This is a genomic window from Methylohalobius crimeensis 10Ki (assembly GCF_000421465.1).
GTDB lineage: Bacteria > Pseudomonadota > Gammaproteobacteria > Methylococcales > Methylothermaceae > Methylohalobius > Methylohalobius crimeensis.
Map to the genome: position 1 here is coordinate 2,031,752 of NZ_ATXB01000001.1, position 19,268 is coordinate 2,051,019.

The following is a 19,268-nucleotide window of genomic DNA, read 5'->3' on the forward strand; positions in this document are numbered from 1 at the left end:
TTACCCATTTATAGAACAGGTAAGCGGCCACGATGATCAGAATGGTAACAACGATGCCGCCCGGAGTCCGCATCTTTTCGACTAAATCAAGTATAGCTCCCATTATATAAACCCTTTAATTTATTTCGTAAGTATTCTGTCACGCGTAATTGCATGCAATTCCATTGTACGAATATCCCCCCTACTGTCAAGAAAACATATTGATTCACTAGGGAACGATATTTTCGTTTTCCCATAAAATTCAATAGAATACTTGATCCATTTAAACCCAACTACGGCATGCAGACTATCAAAACCCGATTCGCCCCCAGTCCCACCGGATGGATACATTTGGGCAATGCCCGCACCGCCCTGTTCAATCGTTTATTCGGCGGTGAATTCCTGCTCCGCATCGAGGACACGGATCAAACCCGCAGCCAACCCGAATTCGTGGCCGCGTTGCTGGAGGATTTGGCCTGGCTCAATCTAAATTGGGAGGAAGGCCCCGCTTCTCCGGAACCGGATACCTATTTCCAGTCCTTGCGCTCCGATCTTTACGATAGTTATTACGCCCAACTGGAAAAAAACAATCGGGTTTATCCGTGTTTCTGCACCCCCCATGAGCTGGCCCTTTCGCGCAAGGCGCAGCGGGCCGCCGGGTTGCCGCCCAAATATTCCGGCAAATGCGCTCACTTGAGCGCGGATGACATTCAGCGTCGTCTGGACGAAGGGCTGCAACCCACCTTGCGCTTCCGCGTGCCGCCGGGTATTGGCATTACCTTCGAGGATCTGGTGCGCGGCCAGCAGCGCTTCGATTCCGATACCATCGGGGATTTCATCATCCGGCGCGCCGACGGGACGCCGGCGTTCTTCTTCTGCAACGCAGTGGACGATGCCCTCATGGAAGTCACCCACGTCCTGCGCGGGGAAGACCACCTGACCAATACCCCCCGTCAACTGCTGATCCTGGAGGCGTTGGACTTGCCCGCTCCCCGCTACGGCCATATCTCCCTGATTTTGGGAGAAGACGGCACCCCTTTGTCCAAGCGCAACGGTAGCCGCAGTATCCGGGAATTGCGCGAGCAAGGTTACCTCCCCCTGGCGGTGATCAATTTTCTGGCCCGCCTGGGACACGCTTACGGGGAAGAAACCCTGCTTAGCCTGGAGCAACTCGCCGAAAGATTCCAGCTGCAGAAACTTAGCCGCGCGCCGGCGCGCTTCGACGCCAAACAACTGGATTACTGGCAAAACCAGGCCGTTCGAGCCGCCGACGACGATACCCTATGGCAGTGGCTGACCGAACCCACCCGCAAGCTGATTCCGGATGCTCACCGCACTCTGTTTTTGACGCTGGTACGCAGCAACTGCCTATTTCCCGAAGAAGCCCAACCGTGGGCCGAAATCATTTTCGGAGACGACTTTCCAATTACGGAAAACGCACATCAAATTCTGAAACAAACCCAATCCGAGTCGGAATTTTTCTCGGCCGCGATCGAAGCCGCGCACCGAAACCCCGAAGACTATCCGGCCTTTCTGGAAGCCTTGAAAACGGCGACCGGCGCCCGAGGAAAACGTTTGTTTCAGCCGCTTCGGGCCGCATTGACCGGACGCCTGGACGGACCCGAAATCCAGCGAATCTATACCCTCCTGGGATCTGAGCGCACCATCGACCGATTTACCCGCTTGGCAAAAAAGACTCCATGCTGAAAATCCACAATAGCCTGACCCGCCGAAAAGAACCGTTTCAGCCCATCACGTCGGGCGAGATCCGCATGTACGTGTGCGGGATGACCGTTTACGATTATTGCCACCTGGGCCATGCCCGCGTCATGGTGGTATTCGACACCATCGCCCGGTACTTGCGTTGGCGCGATTTCCGGGTCACCTATGTCCGCAATATCACCGACATCGATGACAAGATCATCCAGCGCGCCAATGAATTGGCCATTCCCTTTCAGGCACTCACCGCACGCTTCATCCGGGCCATGCATGAAGACGAAAGCGCCTTGGGATGCCTGTCGCCGGACCTGGAACCCCGCGCCACCCGATCGCTCGACGCCATCATCGACATGATTCAGGCGCTCTTGGACAAGGGGTACGCCTATGTGGGCGCAAACGGGGACGTCTATTACGCGGTCGGGAAATTCGCCGCCTACGGCAAGCTGTCCGGAAAGCAGATCGAAGAACTGCGCGCCGGAGCGCGGGTGGAAGTGGCGGAGGCCAAGCGCGATCCCCTCGATTTCGTTCTGTGGAAAAAGGCCAAGCCCGAGGAGCCCGCCTGGGATTCCCCCTGGGGACCGGGCCGTCCCGGCTGGCACATCGAATGCTCGGCCATGTCCACCACCTGCCTGGGAAGTCATTTCGATATCCACGGGGGCGGCGCCGACCTCCAATTCCCCCATCACGAGAATGAAATCGCCCAATCGGAGGGGGCCACCGGCGAACACTTCGTGAATTACTGGCTGCATACCGGCTTCGTGCGGGTCGATCGGGAAAAAATGTCCAAGTCGCTGGGCAATTTCTTCACCATCCGCGAGGTCCTCAAGCAATATTCCGGCGAGGTGATCCGTTTTTTCATCCTCTCCAGCCACTACCGCAGTCCCCTCGATTATTCGGAAGATTCCTTGCAGCAAGCCCGTGCCGGCTTGATCCGCCTCTACACCAGCCTGCGCGGTCTGCCCGAAGCCGAGGCGGAGGGAGAAGATTGCGAGGAATACCGCCGCCGCTTTTCCGAAGCCATGGACGACGACTTCAATACCGCTGGCGCCCTGGCGGTGCTGTTCGATTTGGCCAAGGAGATCAATCGGCTCAAAACTTCGGAATACTCGAAAGCAAGCCGACTGGCAGCCACGTGCAAGCAATTAGGCGGTGTTCTGGGGATACTCCAACAGGAAGCGGAAACCTTCTTGAAGGGAGGAGAAACCCCAACCGAGTTGGCCGACGCCGAAATCGATGCCTTGATCGAGCAGCGCAATCAAGCCCGTAAAACCAAGGATTGGGCGACGGCCGACCAAATCCGGGATCAGCTCAAGGAACAGGGCATCGTGCTCGAGGATACGCCCGGAGGGACGATTTGGCGGCGGGCGTGACGGCCCGCCCGACCCGCCTTTCATTTTTCATCCAAATGCCAAACTCCGTCCCTCAATAATCCCCGCTTCTTCCACCGATTCAAGGTATCCCGATCCCGGGCGTAGATTTCCGGACACGGAATGGTGGGTTCACCGCCCCGCTCCACTTCGCTCAACCACTTCTCCCAGTTGTACACGCAGGAGGCGGAAAAACGCGCATCGGCCTGATCCCCCAAGGCGAAAACCGTTACCGGCGTCAATTTGCCCTTGACCTGGATGCGCCCCAACCGCCGCCGGATTAAACCGGCCTTGTCGGCAAACGCCGCCAATTCCTCGGACACGATGAGATCGCTGTTGAAATAGCGGGTCAGGCTTTCCAGGCGGGCCGCCAAATTCAAGGGGTCGCCCAAAATCCCGAATTTTCGAACCCCCTGCTTGGGCCCCAAATCGCCCATGACCACCGTCCCCGAAGTCATCCCGATGCCGGCATCGATCACCTCGGCTACCCGTTCCAATGCCGGTTTCGGAAACCGTTCGCGATACCGGCGGTTGAGACCGGCAAAGAAACGCTTTTGCAGGCGCGCCAATTCGGCCGCGCCCTGCAAGGCATTTCCGTAGGCATCCGATTGATTTTCCTCCCATATCGGCCAGTAATAGCACACCAAATCTCCCACGTACGCTTCCAACCATCCTTGATACTTTTCCTGCAGCACCACCGAAGTCTCTTCCAGATAATCGTTCATCAACTCCAACACGTAGGCGGGATCCCCCAATAAATGGGTAACGGTGGTATAGCCGGCCAAATCCGACATCAACACGACCGCTCGGTGACGCCGATTCCGGAATCGCTGATCGCCCCACACGGAAATCAGCAAATCGTGAATCTGCGGAGGCATATAGCGGCGGATCAGTTTACCTTCCCGCAGGCCGATCACCAGATTCAAACCGACGATTTGGACCGCGCCAGTCAAATACGTGGCCAACGCGGCGGTCACCGGCCAAAGTTGGACCGGGCGGATGAAAAAACACAATCCGATCATGACGCCCGCCATCAAGGGGAATGTCCCCCACAAGACCGCCTGACGCCGCTGGAGACCGATAAAAACGCTCGACGCGGCAACCGCCAGAAACAGGGCGAGCTTTATCGGCAGAGGCGGTTGCCGGGGGTGATCTTCCTGCAGCAGGGTTTCCACGGCATCGGCCAAATATTGGGCGCCGGGGGTCAACAAATGCGGACCGCCCCAGGCGGTGGTCATGGGGGTAACGATCATATCGGTGGCTTCGGCGGGCATGGTCAACTGCAAGATAACCGCTTTGCCTCGCAACATCTCCGCCGCTCGCATGCCGGTTGGCTCGTCGCACGCGGCCAAAAGACTCACCGGCGCGATGGTCCGTTCGTCGTCCATATGAATACGATAGGTCGGCCGACTCAGACGGATGCGGCGGCAAGCATAACCTTCGCCGCAGATCTCGTCGTTCCGAGTACGGGCCAGGGATCGCGCCGTGCGCTCGGGATCGACGAACGCCGCCAGGCGGACCGCGGCGTGAGCGGCGCTCAAATCCAGCCAACGCATGACGCCGGCACCGCGGGAGACCAATCGATCCTCGGCCACGAGCCCCTCCGGGGGAATCGCTGCCGAGGCCTCCCAACCGTACAACAAGAAATCCGGCAACGGGGCTTGGCCCGGCAGATAAGGCGCGACTCTGAAACGTTCGAGCACGTCTTCCGGCATCGCCAGCGGAGCCAGCCCCGCCGGGCTGCCGCTCAAGACGCAGCGATCGGGGCCGTCGGTAGCACAGCGGGGCGCGGACCAACGCACCGTCCCCGCCGCTTCCATGCACAGGGCGTAAGGCATGGCCGCCTCCATTTCCTTACTCAGACGGGCATCCAGAAAAACCCCTTTCGCCCCGGCCCGAATCAGCCGCTCGGCCGCCCGGGCGAAAAGCGGCAAGGCCTGTTTGCGCCCCACCTGGAGCGGCACGCCGTCGTCCAGAACCACAATCGCCACATGCCGCCATCGAGTACGCGCTTGATGAACCAGGGCGGGATCGTGCACCCAATCGTCGACGGCCGTGCCCCATCCGGCATCCACCGCCACGCCCGCCAACATGGCGAGCAAAATAAACAGAACCGCCGGTTTGGCGTTAACCACCAAGCCAGTTTGACGTTTGGTCAGCTGTCGCATCATTCATGAGCCGGTGAAGGCACTCCGGAACCGTTCGCAGCAAGGATGCTGCGATTCGAGCGTACAAGGAAGTATTCAAAGCGTGTTTCGAAGCGCCTTCACCGACGCTCAACCACCATCGTTGGCCCCTACAATAACCCGGACAAGAAAACGGTGCGGGCCGATGGCGGATAATCATGAAACCGGATGGCGTCCAGGAGGCACGCGGCGAAGTCGGGATGGGTTTTCTCCAGCGATTCGTTGGGAGCGATCCGGATCACTTTTCCGGTCGCGTCCACCTCCCATTCCATCCTGAATTCCCGCTCGACCCCGTACAACTCATGACACAACTGGGCCTCGTTTTTGATCGCTTCCAGTTCTTCCAATTGCCGAGACCGATCTTCCAGGCCGGAGGCACCCGGATCGAAGGAGCGCAAAACCACGGACGTCCCCTTTTTGGGGCGCTTTTCGGCGGATGGTTTTTCAAATCGGGCCAGGACGCAGAAAAAGATATTCGACTCTCCTTTCACCCCGTTACAGGAAAGTCGCTTTTGGTCCCAGCGGCCGCAATCGAGCAAATTCGATTTGAGCCGCGGCGGATCGGCGCTTTCCAGCATAATCGGAAGCGGCGATTCGGCCCGGCTCTGGCAAATGATTTGAGATTCCCCGATGGTATCCTCGGCGGGCGAAACCCGGAGCCACAACCTCGCTTCCGGGGCCAAACGCAAAATCGCGCCCTCGGCGACCTCATCGTTCTCCATGCACGCATTCAGGCGTACTTCGACGCCTCGGCTCTTGTCCTTTAGGAATCGAACTTTTCCGCACCGGTCGGTGCTTTCCGCCGCCCAGACCGACCCCGTGCCTAATAAAATCAAACTTATCAAACCTGCTGCCAGGCTTTTCAGCGCAGAAGAAATCATTTCACACCCGCTATGGTTTAAATTCCCAGATCTATCGCATTTATCAGATCCAACTTGAATCAGGAGCCGGGGAGAATGCTCCGGGACCGTTCGCAGCAGGACGCTGCGATTCGAGCGTACATGGAGGTATTTACAGCGTGTCCCGGAGCATTCTCCCCGGCTCTATCCTCCACACGTCAACGGATTCTAGGCTCTTCAATCACAACCCCCATTCCCGATACAACTTTTCCTGAAGTTCGCGCAGCTCGCTGAACCGTTCTTTTCCTTCGCAAGACAGAGAAAGCCGGACATAAGCCTCATCCAAGGTCTGCAATTTGTTCGATAAAATGGCCGAAAGCGTCCGGAAAAAGCGTGCCGCCCCCGCCGGTTTCTGCCGTTCCCAATTCAACACGGCATCGCGGGTAATCACCCAAGTGTCGGTGGGAAGCTTGGCGGTGACCGTCGCCATGGCGGGCGCGGGTTCGAATCCGGCCAGGCTGTTCTCGCCGAAAAAATGACCTTGCCCCAATTCGACCAAGGGAATCACGTCCTTTCCGATGGTTCGACAGACCGATACCCGGCCCCGGCGGATAAAATAAAACGCCTCGCCTTTTTCGCCTTCACGGATGATGGGATCGCCGGCCGCAAAAACCCGCTCCAAGGCCCTGTCCGCCAGATAGCGATGGTCTTCCTGCTCGAGGCGCTGGAAAAAAGGAACCGTCTGAAAACTTTGCAAGGCATCCATCGCGCGCTCCATTTCTCAACTCAATAGGCCCCCCGTAGGGTAACGGCCTTGGCCACCCGGCCGATGGCGATGATATAAGCCGCCTCCCGGAGCGTGACGCCCTTTTCCCGGGAAAGCGCGCTCACCCGACCATAAGCTTCGCGCATCTTGGAAGTCAATCCCTCCAGGATTTGCGCGGGGGTCCAGCGCAATTGCTGAATATTCTGCACCCATTCGTAATAGGAAACGGTCACGCCGCCGGCGTTGACCAGAATATCCGGAAGGACGATAACGCCCTTGTCAGTCAGGAAATCTTCCGCTTCCGGAAGCACCGGCGCGTTGGCGGCCTCCACGATTACCCGCGCTCGAATACCTCGGGCGATGTCGCGGGTCACCACGCCGCCCATGGCGGCCGGTATGAGCACATCGCAATCGCAGGTCAAAAGCCCATCGCCGGGCATGGCATCCCCGCCTTCGAATCCCAGAATGGCGCCATATCGACGGACATGTTCCCGAAGCGCCACCACGTCGATCCCTTCTGGGTTGTATATCGCGCCCCTCACGTCGGAAACCGCGACGATTTTAGCGCCGGCCCGGTGGAAAAAATGCGCCGCCCAAGACCCCACATTGCCGAATCCCTGAATGGCGAGCCTGATACGAGACATCTCCATTCCCCGTTCCTGTAAAAAGGCTTCCGTGGTCAGGAATACGCCCTGACCCGTGGCCTCCTCGCGGCCGAGGGAACCGAACAGATCCACAGGTTTTCCGGTGACCACTGCCGGATTGAATCCGTAGATCTTGGCGTATTCGTCCATGATCCAGGCCATGACCCTGGCATTGGTGTTCATGTCAGGGGCCGGTATGTCGTCGTAGGGACCGATCACGCTGCCCACGGCCCGAACAAACTTGCGCGTCAGAATTTCCAATTCCCGGGGGGTCAATGACGCGGCTTCGCAATCGATACCGCCCTTCCCTCCGCCGTAGGGAATATCCACCAGCGCGGTCTTCCAAGTCATCAAGGACGCCAACCCCTGGGCTTCATCCCTATCCACCAGGGGATGGTAGCGCAGCCCCCCCTTGTAAGGCCCCCTGGCATTAGAATGCTGGACCCGAAAACCGGTGAAGGTGACCACTTCCCCGTTGTCACGCTCCAGAACGATTTTCACCTGCAGCTGACGGTCGGGAGTCAGCAGCATCCGACGAATATTGTCGGAGAGCCCCATGGCGAAAGTGGTCCGGTCGACAAAATAGTCGGCGATCTCGTTGGCTTTCATGGCATCCCTCCCTCGCTTGGGTTGGGCATTTCAGCCGGTCTTTATCAACTCCCGGGCCACCGCGTATATTTCCTCGGCATCGAAGATTTGATCGTTGCGTTCGAACAAGCGGGCGATGCACGCTCGATGAACCGCCAATTTCAAAGCACCGAATCCGATCGCGCCCCAGCAAGTCTTTCCGTGATATTGCGCTCCTCGAGCCATCATGTCCACCCCTTCTATGCCGAGTGGCGGCGTGGCATTGGCATCCAGCAACACCTCCAGGCCGGGATGATCGCGCCAGTGTTCTTCGGCCAGCAAAGCCACCCCGGCGGCTCCGGCGGCGAATACGATCTGGGCGTCAGCGATGGCCCGGGCGCGGGCGGCGTGATCGACCGCCTCCAAGGGCGTGATCTCCACCCCGAAGCGCGCCTTCATCGCCTTGCAAGCCCGTTCGGCTCGCCCTAAAGAGCGGGAAGTCAACACCACCCGCGCGCCTTCCCGGGCGAGCAAGACCGCGGCACGCTGACCGACCGGCCCGGTGCCGGCCAACACCACCGCTTTTTTTCCCGTCACCTCGCTACTCGCCACGATCCGGGCCACTCCCGCCGCGGCGGTGGTATTGCTGCCGTTGCTGTCGAGCATCACCGACACCCGAAAATTGGCGAAGAACTTCTTTTGAACCGCCTCCAGCAATGCCTGTCCGGCGAGCAAATCACTGCCGCCGACAAAAATGGCGGTGTTTTGTTTTTCCTTGGGGGGGCGGGTGAAAATCGTGCCGTCCACCAACGGCCCCACATTGGCGGGCGTCAGCCCTGCGTGACCGACCACGTGATCGGCGCCGCCGTCGTAGGCGACGATCGTATCGAAGGAGGCCGGATGGGTATCGGTATCGAATTGAAACAAAATTTTTTTCACTGCAGAATCACTCCGTTCGCGGTGGGGGTTCGAGTCTTACCGGCAATGATCGGTCGCCATGACTCACATGCGCTTACTGGATTATAATGACCGATTGTTTTCGCCACCAGTTCAGCGGGGCTTCGATGACCAAAGATCAAACCATTCAAACATTTCTCCACCACCTGGCCAGTTCGTCCGCCACCCCCGGCGGGGGCAGCGCGGCGGCGATCATGGGCGCGATGGGCGCGGCCCTGGTTAGCATGGTAGCCAATCTAACCCTGGGCAAACCCAAATACCAGGCGGTGGAAGCCGATATGCGGGAACTCTTGCACCGATCCGAAGCCCTGCGTGAACACTTGGTGGACGCCATCCAGGCCGACATGGCGGCGTTCGATCAGGTGATGGCCGCTTATCGGCTGCCCAAGGCAACCGAAGCCGACAAAAATCAGCGCCGCCAGGCCATTCAGGCCGCTCTGAGGACCGCCACCGAAACGCCCCTGGACTGCGCCCGTCTGTGCGGCGAAGTCATCGATTTGTGCCGGACCGCAGCGGAAAAAGGCAACGGCAACGCCATTACCGACGCGGGAGCGGGTGCGCTGGCCGCTCAAGGCGCTCTCAAATGCTGCGCCCTCAACGTGGAGGTCAATTTGAACGCCATTCAAGACAAGGAATTCGCGCAGGCGTGTCGGATCGAACTGGATCGGATTCTGGCCGCCAAAAACCCCGAGGCGGAAGCGATCGTGAACCTTGTAACCAGCAAACTGCAATCCCCATGAATTGGATACGCATTCCGACCTACCTGGTCGGCATAGGCCTGAGTCTGGCCGCGGCCTGGCTGTTTTTCCCCGATCCCCGGACCGAAGCGGGTCTCACCGCCCCTCCGACGGTCAAATGGGTCCCTTCCCTCGACGATACCGAGGAATTCTGCCGGTTCGATCACCCCGAATGGCGTCAAGGGCAAACCATCGAAGGGGTCGAGGTCCTGGAATCGCCCGTTTGCCAACCCGACAACCCCTACTTCGTCGCCAGCGTGGTCAAGGGCACCAATCACGTCACCATGCCCACCCTGATGAAGACGCGCCTGGCCATGGACGCGGTGCTCAAGGACGACGACCTCGACGGAGACGGCGATCCGGACGTGATCCGTATCAAATTGGAGGTCGCCGAACTCAATGGCTCCACGCCCGACGGAGATTTTTTGATCCCCGGCTACCGCATCGCTCCCGGACTGCAGCCGGGATTATGGGTATTCGCCCCCAAGATGCATGGCATGGCCACGGTCGATGCGATCAATCTGGATGCCCCGCCGATCCTGCGCGCCCCCTCCCCGCCGATTCGGGTGGAACAGGGAGACAAGGTCTATCTCACCCTGGAGAACACCCATTATCTGCCCCACACCATTCACCTGCACGGCGTGGACCACCCCTATCTGCGCGCCGACGGCCAGGGCAACGACGGGGTGCCGATCACGGGCGAAAAGATGCTGATGCCGGGAGAGAAGCGCACCTACGAAATCCAACCGCGCCAGCCCGGCTCCATGCTCTATCACTGCCACGTCCAGACCGACAAACACATGCTGATGGGATTGCAGGGCTTGTTCATCGTCGAGGAAAATCGTCCCGACAACTGGCTGCAGACCTTGAACGTCGGTGCCGGCCAAGTTCGACACCCTTCTAAAGCCAGTCGGGAGCAATTCGACCAGGAATACGACCTCCATTTCCAATCCCTGGACAAGGAACGCTACCGCCCCGTTCAGGAACACAACGACCCGCGCCTGGTAGCCAAGGCGATGAACCGGGACTACGACATCACCGACGCCACCGAGGATTACTATCTTCTCAACGGCAGGGCGTTTCCCTATACGCTGCGCGACTCGCTGGTGGTGGTGGAACCGGACCAGAAGATTCTTCTGCGGGCGGTGAACGGTCACCCCCATACCTTGGGGCTGCACTTGCACGGCCATAAAACCGTTGCCATCGCCGCCGACGGCGCGTCCCTGCCTCAACCCGTCACCCGGGATGTCCAGCCGCTCGCGCCGGCCCAGCGCTTGGACCTGGTGCTGGACACGCATGACGATGGCCTGCACAGCTACGGCGCCGGCGCTTGGCTCATGCACGACCACGCCGAAAAAAGCGTCACCACCGACGGGGTGGGACCCGGCGGCGATCTGGGGCTCGTGGTCTACCGGAAGTTTTTGGGAGAAAACGGCTGGCCCAAGCTTCAGGGAATGGACCTCACCCCGCTTTTCAACGAAGGGTATTATCACCGGCAAGTGCCGGTTTGGGCGCGGAGCAAAGCCTGGGAAATTTTCTCGGATACGGCGCCCTTGCCCCCCGCTACCCTGCGGGTGATTCTTTCCGGGCTCAGTCTGGGCGTTGCCTTGACCCTGCTGTTCTCGTTCTGGCGTAGTTGGAGGAAAGCCCGATGAGCACATTGGTTTTATTTTTGGGTCTGGTGTTTTCCTCGCTGACCCTCGCCGGCGGCCACCGGATGGATATGGACAGCATGGTGATGAACGAGAATCCCATGACCCTCCCGGAAGGGTGCCGGAAAATCGCCGGCGATCAAACCATCACCGTGCACGCCGGTCGCAAATACGCCTATTCATTCCCCGGGGTCGTCTTCGCCTACGACCGGCAAAGCTGGGAAGCTCCCCCTTGCACCCGCTTGACGGTGCGATTCATCAATGAAGACGACATTCGCCACCAATTCATGGTTCACGGCCTGCCCGAAAAGCTTTATTCTCAAGGCATGTTCCATATCGAGGTTTCCGGCCGCGGCGAAGCGGCCGGCACCTTTATTCTGCCGCCAGACAAGAAGACCTATCTGGTCCACTGCGACATCGCCCAACATACCGAACACGGCATGAAGGCCCAGCTCAAGGTGGGCGGCGGCGACGGCGATCTCTCCAGCCTGCCGGGGTTGACCCAACCGGTGCGTCCCGACACTTATCCGACCCGTTGGACGGGCACCTCGATCGTCCTGTTGATCCTGGCCGTCTTCGGAGGCGGCGCACTGATCTGGCTGCTGGGAAAGCTCTGGCGCATGATGCTCAGCGATACCTGACGCGAACCGTCCGCTTTTACCGCTGTCAAAATCGTTTCAAATATTCATTCGCCGAGGCAACTCTGTCATGACCGCAAGCCCCTTTCCGACCGCTCGACTGACGGGACTGGTCATCGCCTTTTGGCTCGCCACCGCCACGGCCACCTCGGTGCGGGAAGTCAGCCTGGACGAGATGTTGGCGCGGGCCGAATTGGTCTTCGAAGGCGAAGTCACGCATCTCGAAGTCAGGGAAACGCCGCATCACCACCGACCTTTCACGCAGATCACTTTTCGCGTATTGGACGTGATCAAGGGCCGTGAGGAGCTATCCGCCGTCACCCTCGATTTTCTCGGCGGTCACATCGGCGAAAAACGCTTGCAAGTAAGCGATATGGACTACCCCGAACTCGGCGAACACGGCATCTACTTCGTGGAGTCCTTGCAGCGACGCCAGGTCCATCCTCTTTACGGCTGGTCTCAGGGCCGTTTTTTGACCACCGTCGACGAGACGGGCCGGCTGCATGTCCGAACCGCCGACGGCGAACCCGTGGTCCGGCTCGAGTTCGATTCCGCCTCCGAACCGACAGGCTTGAGCCGGGGCGTCGCCAAAGGGGTACGCGTCCGACGCGATGCCCTGTCCAAGGACGCCATTTCCCTGGACGACTTCAAACGGCGATTGCGCCAACGCCTCGAGGGCATCCGATGATCGGGCGGATCGGGATTTTTTTGTGGTTGAGCGCGGCTTCCCACGCCGCCTCCGCCTATGTCCTGACCGGCCACCGCTGGCCGACGCCCGAGACGACCTTCGTCTTCGACATCGTCAATACCCGCGGAGAAACCCGTTCGCCCGGCGGAATTTTCTGGAACGACGCTTTCGAAGAAGCCCTGGGGCATTGGACCGAGCATACCGGCTTTACCTTCCTGGGCCGGCCGGGCATCGCGGCCGATCCTTGCACCGACGACAATCGCAACACGGTCGGTTTCCGGCTCGACGACTGCGGCTTTTCATTCGGCGAAACCACCCTGGCGGTGACCTATAGTCTATTTTCCCGCGATATCCTCAGCGAAACCGACATCGTCTTCAATGACAACCAAGAGTGGGATACCTACGAGGGTCCGCTGCGTGCCCGGGTCACCGACTTCACCCGGGTCGCCACCCACGAACTGGGGCATGCGTTGGGGTTGGGCCATGAAAACAGCGTCCCCTCCATCATGTCTACCTTGGTGGGCACGCTAACCCTGCCCCAAAAGGATGACATCGACGGTGTCGACGCGATCTACGGCGGCCAAACCTCGCCGCCGGCAGCTTGCCAAGCGTTCCCTCCCCTGCCTCTCAACCAATGGATCGAGGGACGACTGGAAGCCGCCGACTGCCGGCGCCTGCACATCGCCACGAGCGATTTCTCCAGCGACGACAGCGCCGTCGACCTGTATACGCTGGAGTTGCCGGTGGATGGGTTGATCGTCGTTCGCATGCAATCCCTGCAACCGGCACAACTGGACCCTTATCTGGAAATCAGAGACAGCGGCGGGGATACGGTGCTGGGGTGGGACGACGACAGCGGCGTCGGGACCGATGCGCTGGTTTATCTTCAATTGTCGGCCGGTGCCTATCAAATCGTCGCCAACAGCGCCTATCTCTCTCTTCAGGAAGGCGACTACCGCCTGCAAGTCGGCATCAATTTAGAATCGCCCGCCCCGGCCCGCGTGGAAACGGACGGGTCGGCAATCGTCGATTCGGTGGATGTGAGCGGTGGCGTCTCTTACCGGGCCAGGCTGATTCCCTACACCAACCCGGACGATCCGGAAGGCTCGTATTGGCGTCTGGAGAGCGCTGCCATCGAAGAAGGCGAACCGCTTCCCGGCGCCATCCTGCTGCCGGACAGCAACGATCTGATCTTCAATCCGATCGAGGTATTCGGCTCTCGATACGACGCGCTCTTGCGGCTTTCCCCGACGCCGCAAATTCCTTGGCTCTGGAAGTTGGACTCGGCCACCCGGCGCAATTAGTCGCTATTAACATTCTCGGTAAGAGCCGGTGCTAACGCTCCGGATAGCCATCGGGATTTCGTTGCTGCCAATGCCAGGCGTCCCGGACCATGTCCTCGACTCCCCTCTCCGCCCGCCAATCCAGCTCATCCGCCGCGCGGCCGGGAGCGGCATACACCTCGGCGGCGTCCCCGGGGCGGCGATCCACGATTGAATAGGGCAGTCGCTTTTCGCACACTTTTTCGAATGCCCGCACCACCTCGAGTACACTGTATCCGGTGCCGGTCCCCAAATTATAGGTAAACGCCCGCCCCGCCGGCTGAGACAATTGCTTTTCCACCGCCTTGACGTGCGCCTTGGCCAAATCCACCACATGAATGTAGTCGCGCACACCAGTCCCGTCGCGGGTGGGGTAATCGCCGCCGAATACCTTCAATTGTTCCAACTTTCCCACCGCCACTTGGGTGATGTAGGGCATCAGATTGTTGGGGATGCCGTTGGGATCTTCTCCGATCATACCGCTGGGGTGTGCGCCGACGGGATTGAAATAGCGCAGCAAGGTCGCCGTCCATGGATGATCCGCCTGGTTGAGACAATCGGCGGCCACCAGATCTCGCAAAATCTCCTCGATGAACAGTTTGGTCCGGCCGTAAGGATTGGTGGCCCGCAAGGGAAACTCTTCGGTGATGGGGACGCTTGCGGGCTCGCCATAGACGGTTGCCGAGGAACTGAAGACCATCCGCTTGACGCCGGCCGCCCCCATCGCTTCACACAAGGCCAAGGTACCGGTAACGTTGTTCCGGTAATAGGCCAAAGGCCGCTCGCACGACTCCCCCACCGCCTTGAGACCGGCAAAATGCACTACGATATCACTGGGATAAAGCGCGAAAATCCGCTCCATCTCCGACCGATCGCCCATATCCGCGCAAAAAAACGGAATCTTTTTACCGCTAATATTTTCGACCCGCCGAATCGCCTCGAATTTGCTATTGCTGAGATTGTCCACCACCACGACTTCAAAGCCGGCCGCCAACAATTCCACGCACGTGTGACTGCCAATATAGCCGGCGCCGCCGGTTACCAGTACTCGGATAGCCATAGGTATACCTTCATTCGCATCGTCTTAGTTTAAAGGTGGACTTATCCCCTTCTCGAAAGGGGGTATTCTACAAACTCAAACGGCATTCTTTCACCCAGAAACACAGAATGATCAAATGCCCACCGCTCGACCCACATCGGCCAACCCCTACTTTCCTGAAACGACAAAGCGGTCTATAAACTAATATTTAATCTTATGTTTCTTATTACTTAATAGTACAATTCTCGTCGGCCATTGGCCAATTAATAACTATCCATAAAAAGGAGGACGTTATGTACATAAGAACGTTGTCAAGCGCCGTAGCAATTCTGTTAGCCTCTATCGGCACCGCTTTGGCGGCTTGTCCCAATGTTAGCTGGCAACAGTTGACCGATACTCTCAAGGCAAACATTGCCCCTACCGGCGGGCCTTCCAACGGGGGACTGGATTTCAACATGTGGGCGACCATCGTTTCTCCCGAGGGTAGAGTCTGCATGGTCACCAAATCCGGCGATTCTCTCAACGCCCAATGGCTCGGCAGTCGGGTGATTTCGGCACAGAAAGCCAATACCGCCGTGCTTTTCAGCCTCACCCAAGGACTTGCCTTGTCCACTGCTAATTTATATGCCGCTGTCCAGCCCGGCGGATCCTTGTTTGGACTCCAATTCAGCAACCCGGTCAATCCGCATGCCGCATATCGAGGCAACGAACAAGCATACGGGACTGATAATGACCCCTTAGTGGGTTCTCAAGTCGGGGGAGTCAACGTATTTGGAGGCGGTTTGCCGCTCTATGACGGCAGTGGCAACTTGATCGGCGCCTTGGGAGTATCGGGGGATACCTCCTGTGCCGACCACAACGTCGCCTGGCGTGTACGCCAGACATTAGGTCTCAACAATGTTCCCGCCGGAGTGAATGAAGTAGAAGGCAATGACAACATTATTTATGACGATGTCGATGGCAACAATAACGGCGTTGTAGATGGCTTCGAGCATCCTGAATGCGGCAACAATGAAAAAGCCGTCAACGCAACGCTCTGAATCGATTCTCGCCAAGTTTTCTAGTTTGACCGGGGTAATTTTACCCCGGTTTTTATCCCCGCGGATGAAAGCGCTGGTGCAGATCCTTCAAACGCGCCTGGGCGATATGGGTATAGATTTGGGTGGTGGACAAGCTGCTGTGGCCCAGCAGCATCTGTACCACGCGCAAGTCGGCGCCGTGGTTGATGAGATGGGTGGCAAACGCATGCCGGAGGGTGTGGGGGGACAAGGGTTTATCGATGCCCGCTTGACGGGCATAACGTTTGATCAGATGCCAAAACGCTTGCCGGGTCATGGGACCGCCACGGCGGGTGACGAAAAGATAGGGAGATTGCCGGACTCCCAACAACTCGGGACGCGACTTGATCCAATAAGCGTCGAGCCAAGCGAGGGCCTCTTCTCCCAGGGGAACCAGGCGCTCCTTGTTGCCTTTCCCCCAAATGCGGGCCACGCCCAGGTTTCTGTCCACCTGGTTGACTTTCATCGCCACCAACTCGGAAACCCGGAGCCCCGTGGCATACAGCACCTCGATCATGGATCGGTCGCGCAATCCCAACATTTGATCCGAATCGGGCGCCTGCAGCAGTGATTCGACCTCGGCCTCGCTCAAGGTATCCGGCAGACTACGGCCCAAATAAGGTGACTCGATCCCGGCACAAGGATCGGTTTCGATCAAACCCTCGCGCAGTAAATAGCGATAGAATTTCCTCAAGCTCGACAACAGGCGAGCGCTGCTACGAGCGCTGGCGCCAGTGTGGAAGCGATGCCCCAAATACCGCGCCACCTGTTCTTGAGTCGCCTCGAGTGGCGACTTTCCCAACCATTCGGCAAACCGCTTCAAGTCGGTGGCATAAGCTTTTAAGGTATTAACGCTGAGCCCTTCTTCCAACCACAGCGCATCGGAAAAACGCTGGATCAGGTCGGAATCGCCCATAGCGTTTTTAATGCGGCGGGGCAACGGCACTCGAGGGAGGGCGGCCGCATAGGACCGCCCCTACGTCCGTGAAGCGCCGCTTAGACCTTTTCCTTGATTCGGGCCGCCTTGCCGCGACGCTCGCGCAGATAGTACAGTTTGGCGCGACGCACTTTACCGCGGCGCTTGACCGTAATTTCGTGCACCAAGGGGCTGTACAGTTGGAAAACCCGCTCCACGCCTTCGCCGTGGGAAACCTTGCGCACGGTGAAGGCCGAATTCAACCCTCGATTGCGCTTGGCGATCACCACACCCTCGAACGCCTGCAGGCGCTCGCGGTTGCCTTCTCGGACCTTGACCTGCACCACCACCGTATCACCGGGATTGAAGTCCGGGATCGGCTTTTCCAGGTGGGCCATCTGTTCCCTTTCGATTTGCTCGATCACATTGCTCATTTTTCTCTACTCCTTCGCTTTTCGAGAAGGGCGAACTCATCGGTTCGCCCCTACCCCAGCTCTCGTTTGAACTCTTCCAACAGGGCTCGATCTTCCGCAGTCAGCGCCTGGTCCTGCAACAAATCCGGACGCTTCAGCCAAGTCTTCCCGAGGGCCTGCTTTCTCCGCCAGCGCGCGATCGCCGCGTGATCGCCGCTGAGCAACACTTCGGGTACCCGGCGATCGGCAAATTCCTCCGGCCGGGTGTAATGGGGGTGGTCCAGCAATCCCGCCATGTAAGAGTCTTGCCGGGCCGACTCGGCGTCGTTCAACACGCCGGGCAACAATCGGGTGACGCTATCGATCACCACCAGCGCCGGTAATTCGCCTCCCGACAATACGTAATCGCCGATCGACCACTCCTCGTCGATTTCGCTCTCGATCAGGCGCTCGTCAATCCCTTCGTAACGTCCCGCGACCAAAACCAGACGCTCCATCCCGGCGAAACGAACCACCGCCTTCTGGTCCAAGCGCTTCCCCTGGGGGGACAAATAAACCACCCGCGGGGCGGTTTCAGCGCCCACCCTTGCCGCTCGAATCGCATCCCTTAAAGGCTGAACCTGCATCACCATCCCCGGTCCCCCGCCGTAGGGACGGTCGTCCACGGTTCGGTAGCGGTCGTGGGTAAAATCGCGCGGATTCCATAGCATAAGCTGCATCAATCCACGCTCGCGCGCCCTTCCGGCGACCCCAAACCGGAGGGCTGACTCGACCATCTCCGGAAACAAGGTGACCACGTCGAAACGCATCAATAGCCCGGGTCCCAATCCACCCGGATCTCCCCCGCCGCCAAATTCACTTCTCGGATCACTCGATCGCGCAGCCAAGGAACCAGAATTTCTCTCCCTTCCTCTCCACGCACGATCATCACGTCGTTGGCACCGGTTTCCATCATATCGACGACTTGCCCGAACCGGCGACCGGCGAGATCCAAGACGTCCATTCCCACCAGATCGGCCCAGTAAAATTCACCGGGCTCGAGCGGCGGCAACCGGGTGCGGTCGATTTCGATCTTCGCCCCGCGCAGGATTTCCGCGGCCTCGCGTGTGTCGATGCCTTCCAGCGAAGCCACCACCGAGGGTCCCTGCCGGCGACCCTCCAGAACCTTCAGCGACCAGCGTTTCTCCTTGTGCGCCAGCTCCCAAGGAGAATATTCGAGGATATTTTCCCGGGGCCGGGTATGGGAATAGACTCTTACCCATCCCTTGACGCCGAATGCCCCGGAGATTTCCCCCAGCCGTATGCGCCGCGTCACCCCGTCTTAGGCCGCAGCCGCTTCTCCCGAGGACTGGGCCGTCTCGAGCTTGCGCCATTCGCGCACCAAGCTCTTGACCCGGTTGCTCATCTGAGCGCCGCGTCCGACCCAAAAGTCCAGCCGCTCCTTATCCAACCGCAGCCGGGCATCGCCGGCTTCCACCAAAGGATTGAAATAACCCAATTGCTCGATGTGACGGCCGTCGCGCTTGGCGCGTTGATCGGCCACCACGATTTGGTAAAAGGGACGCTTTTTCGCGCCGCCGCGTGCCAGACGAATCGTAACCATAGCTATTTAGTCTCTCTCGTTATTTGATTCAGGTTAATCGATATATTTTACCGACTTTTCCTTTAATGTTAAGCAGGATTTAACCCATCCGGCAAAACAATCGCATCTCCCCCGGGTTTATTATAGAAATTCATCCCTTCTCCCTCTTGGAGGGAGAAGGTTAGGAAGAGGGTGGATC

At 58.9% G+C, this 19,268-nt stretch carries 19 protein-coding genes; 8 read left to right on the forward strand and 11 right to left on the reverse strand.

Annotated elements, in window-relative coordinates:
• Positions 1–279 precede the first annotated feature (279 nt).
• Complete coding sequence (gene gltX, locus H035_RS0110215; protein ID WP_022948877.1) at positions 280–1,686, forward strand: glutamate--tRNA ligase; 1,407 nt, start codon at positions 280–282, stop codon at positions 1,684–1,686.
• Positions 1,680–3,068 (forward strand): cysteine--tRNA ligase, encoded by a 1,389-nt coding sequence (cysS, locus tag H035_RS0110220; RefSeq protein WP_022948878.1) that lies wholly within the window; start codon positions 1,680–1,682, stop codon positions 3,066–3,068. Before gltX ends, cysS begins: the two co-directional genes overlap by 7 nt.
• Before the next feature lie 20 nt (positions 3,069–3,088).
• Here the strand turns inward: cysS and H035_RS0110225 are convergent, their stop codons facing one another.
• The 5 genes from H035_RS0110225 to H035_RS0110245 form a co-directional block, all read right to left on the reverse strand.
• Positions 3,089–5,236: an adenylate/guanylate cyclase domain-containing protein gene (locus tag H035_RS0110225; RefSeq protein WP_022948879.1), complete on the reverse strand. Its 2,148-nt coding sequence runs from the start codon at positions 5,234–5,236 to the stop codon at positions 3,089–3,091.
• A gap of 125 nt (positions 5,237–5,361) precedes the next feature.
• The gene (locus H035_RS0110230) at positions 5,362–6,132 is read right to left on the reverse strand and encodes a hypothetical protein (protein ID WP_022948880.1); all 771 of its coding nucleotides are present in this window, start codon (positions 6,130–6,132) and stop codon (positions 5,362–5,364) included.
• A gap of 199 nt (positions 6,133–6,331) precedes the next feature.
• Complete coding sequence (locus H035_RS0110235) at positions 6,332–6,856, reverse strand: cyclic nucleotide-binding domain-containing protein (RefSeq protein ID WP_161624023.1); 525 nt, start codon at positions 6,854–6,856, stop codon at positions 6,332–6,334.
• 20 nt (positions 6,857–6,876) lie between these two features.
• A complete protein-coding gene (locus H035_RS0110240) occupies positions 6,877–8,109 on the reverse strand; it encodes a Glu/Leu/Phe/Val family dehydrogenase (RefSeq protein WP_022948882.1) in 1,233 nt (410 codons plus the stop codon).
• Positions 8,110–8,139: 30 nt separating this feature from the next.
• Positions 8,140–9,006: an NADP-dependent methylenetetrahydromethanopterin/methylenetetrahydrofolate dehydrogenase gene (locus H035_RS0110245; RefSeq protein ID WP_022948883.1), complete on the reverse strand. Its 867-nt coding sequence runs from the start codon at positions 9,004–9,006 to the stop codon at positions 8,140–8,142.
• A gap of 125 nt (positions 9,007–9,131) precedes the next feature.
• On the opposite strand from H035_RS0110245, the gene fchA reads away from it, so the two are divergent.
• The 5 genes from fchA to H035_RS19185 all read left to right on the forward strand — a co-directional run bounded on the left by fchA (position 9,132) and on the right by H035_RS19185 (position 14,043).
• Complete coding sequence (fchA, locus tag H035_RS0110250; protein WP_026596484.1) at positions 9,132–9,764, forward strand: methenyltetrahydrofolate cyclohydrolase; 633 nt, start codon at positions 9,132–9,134, stop codon at positions 9,762–9,764.
• A complete protein-coding gene (locus H035_RS19180; RefSeq protein ID WP_040574390.1) occupies positions 9,761–11,416 on the forward strand; it encodes a multicopper oxidase domain-containing protein in 1,656 nt (551 codons plus the stop codon). Before fchA ends, H035_RS19180 begins: the two co-directional genes overlap by 4 nt.
• Complete coding sequence (locus H035_RS0110260) at positions 11,413–12,054, forward strand: cupredoxin domain-containing protein (protein ID WP_022948885.1); 642 nt, start codon at positions 11,413–11,415, stop codon at positions 12,052–12,054. Before H035_RS19180 ends, H035_RS0110260 begins: the two co-directional genes overlap by 4 nt.
• Before the next feature lie 67 nt (positions 12,055–12,121).
• Positions 12,122–12,739 (forward strand): hypothetical protein, encoded by a 618-nt coding sequence (locus H035_RS0110265; protein ID WP_022948886.1) that lies wholly within the window; start codon positions 12,122–12,124, stop codon positions 12,737–12,739.
• Positions 12,736–14,043, forward strand: a complete 1,308-nt coding sequence (locus tag H035_RS19185) for a matrixin family metalloprotease (protein ID WP_022948887.1) — start codon at positions 12,736–12,738, stop codon at positions 14,041–14,043. The genes H035_RS0110265 and H035_RS19185 overlap by 4 nt, the downstream gene beginning before the upstream one ends.
• A gap of 31 nt (positions 14,044–14,074) precedes the next feature.
• Here H035_RS19185 and galE read toward each other — a convergent pair whose 3' ends face one another.
• Entirely contained in the window at positions 14,075–15,121 is a 1,047-nt protein-coding gene (galE, locus tag H035_RS0110275) for a UDP-glucose 4-epimerase GalE (RefSeq protein WP_022948888.1), read from the reverse strand.
• A gap of 272 nt (positions 15,122–15,393) precedes the next feature.
• On the opposite strand from galE, the gene H035_RS0110280 reads away from it, so the two are divergent.
• Entirely contained in the window at positions 15,394–16,140 is a 747-nt protein-coding gene (locus H035_RS0110280) for a heme-binding protein (RefSeq protein WP_022948889.1), read from the forward strand.
• Between the two features lie 52 nt (positions 16,141–16,192).
• On the opposite strand, the gene xerD is transcribed toward H035_RS0110280, so the two are convergent.
• The 5 genes from xerD to rpsP form a co-directional block, all read right to left on the reverse strand.
• A complete protein-coding gene (xerD, locus tag H035_RS0110285; protein WP_022948890.1) occupies positions 16,193–17,074 on the reverse strand; it encodes a site-specific tyrosine recombinase XerD in 882 nt (293 codons plus the stop codon).
• A gap of 80 nt (positions 17,075–17,154) precedes the next feature.
• Positions 17,155–17,508 (reverse strand): 50S ribosomal protein L19, encoded by a 354-nt coding sequence (gene rplS, locus H035_RS0110290; RefSeq protein WP_022948891.1) that lies wholly within the window; start codon positions 17,506–17,508, stop codon positions 17,155–17,157.
• Positions 17,509–17,558: 50 nt separating this feature from the next.
• On the reverse strand, positions 17,559–18,296 hold the full coding sequence (trmD, locus tag H035_RS0110295) for a tRNA (guanosine(37)-N1)-methyltransferase TrmD (protein WP_022948892.1): 738 nt from the start codon (positions 18,294–18,296) through the stop codon (positions 17,559–17,561).
• Positions 18,296–18,802: a ribosome maturation factor RimM gene (rimM, locus tag H035_RS0110300; protein ID WP_022948893.1), complete on the reverse strand. Its 507-nt coding sequence runs from the start codon at positions 18,800–18,802 to the stop codon at positions 18,296–18,298. The genes trmD and rimM overlap by 1 nt, the downstream gene beginning before the upstream one ends.
• A gap of 6 nt (positions 18,803–18,808) precedes the next feature.
• Entirely contained in the window at positions 18,809–19,090 is a 282-nt protein-coding gene (gene rpsP, locus H035_RS0110305; protein ID WP_022948894.1) for a 30S ribosomal protein S16, read from the reverse strand.
• Positions 19,091–19,268: the final 178 nt, after the last annotated feature.

Coding starts and splice junctions, on each gene's coding strand:
- gltX (WP_022948877.1), top strand. CDS start 280: ATGCAGACTATCAAAACCCGATTCGCCCCCAGTCCCACCGGATGGATA.
- cysS (WP_022948878.1), top strand. CDS start 1,680: ATGCTGAAAATCCACAATAGCCTGACCCGCCGAAAAGAACCGTTTCAG.
- H035_RS0110225 (WP_022948879.1), bottom strand. CDS start 5,236: ATGATGCGACAGCTGACCAAACGTCAAACTGGCTTGGTGGTTAACGCC.
- H035_RS0110230 (WP_022948880.1), bottom strand. CDS start 6,132: ATGATTTCTTCTGCGCTGAAAAGCCTGGCAGCAGGTTTGATAAGTTTG.
- H035_RS0110235 (WP_161624023.1), bottom strand. CDS start 6,856: ATGGATGCCTTGCAAAGTTTTCAGACGGTTCCTTTTTTCCAGCGCCTC.
- H035_RS0110240 (WP_022948882.1), bottom strand. CDS start 8,109: ATGAAAGCCAACGAGATCGCCGACTATTTTGTCGACCGGACCACTTTC.
- fchA (WP_026596484.1), top strand. CDS start 9,132: ATGACCAAAGATCAAACCATTCAAACATTTCTCCACCACCTGGCCAGT.
- H035_RS19180 (WP_040574390.1), top strand. CDS start 9,761: ATGAATTGGATACGCATTCCGACCTACCTGGTCGGCATAGGCCTGAGT.
- H035_RS0110260 (WP_022948885.1), top strand. CDS start 11,413: ATGAGCACATTGGTTTTATTTTTGGGTCTGGTGTTTTCCTCGCTGACC.
- H035_RS0110265 (WP_022948886.1), top strand. CDS start 12,122: ATGACCGCAAGCCCCTTTCCGACCGCTCGACTGACGGGACTGGTCATC.
- H035_RS19185 (WP_022948887.1), top strand. CDS start 12,736: ATGATCGGGCGGATCGGGATTTTTTTGTGGTTGAGCGCGGCTTCCCAC.
- galE (WP_022948888.1), bottom strand. CDS start 15,121: ATGGCTATCCGAGTACTGGTAACCGGCGGCGCCGGCTATATTGGCAGT.
- H035_RS0110280 (WP_022948889.1), top strand. CDS start 15,394: ATGTACATAAGAACGTTGTCAAGCGCCGTAGCAATTCTGTTAGCCTCT.
- xerD (WP_022948890.1), bottom strand. CDS start 17,074: ATGGGCGATTCCGACCTGATCCAGCGTTTTTCCGATGCGCTGTGGTTG.
- rplS (WP_022948891.1), bottom strand. CDS start 17,508: ATGAGCAATGTGATCGAGCAAATCGAAAGGGAACAGATGGCCCACCTG.
- trmD (WP_022948892.1), bottom strand. CDS start 18,296: ATGCGTTTCGACGTGGTCACCTTGTTTCCGGAGATGGTCGAGTCAGCC.
- rpsP (WP_022948894.1), bottom strand. CDS start 19,090: ATGGTTACGATTCGTCTGGCACGCGGCGGCGCGAAAAAGCGTCCCTTT.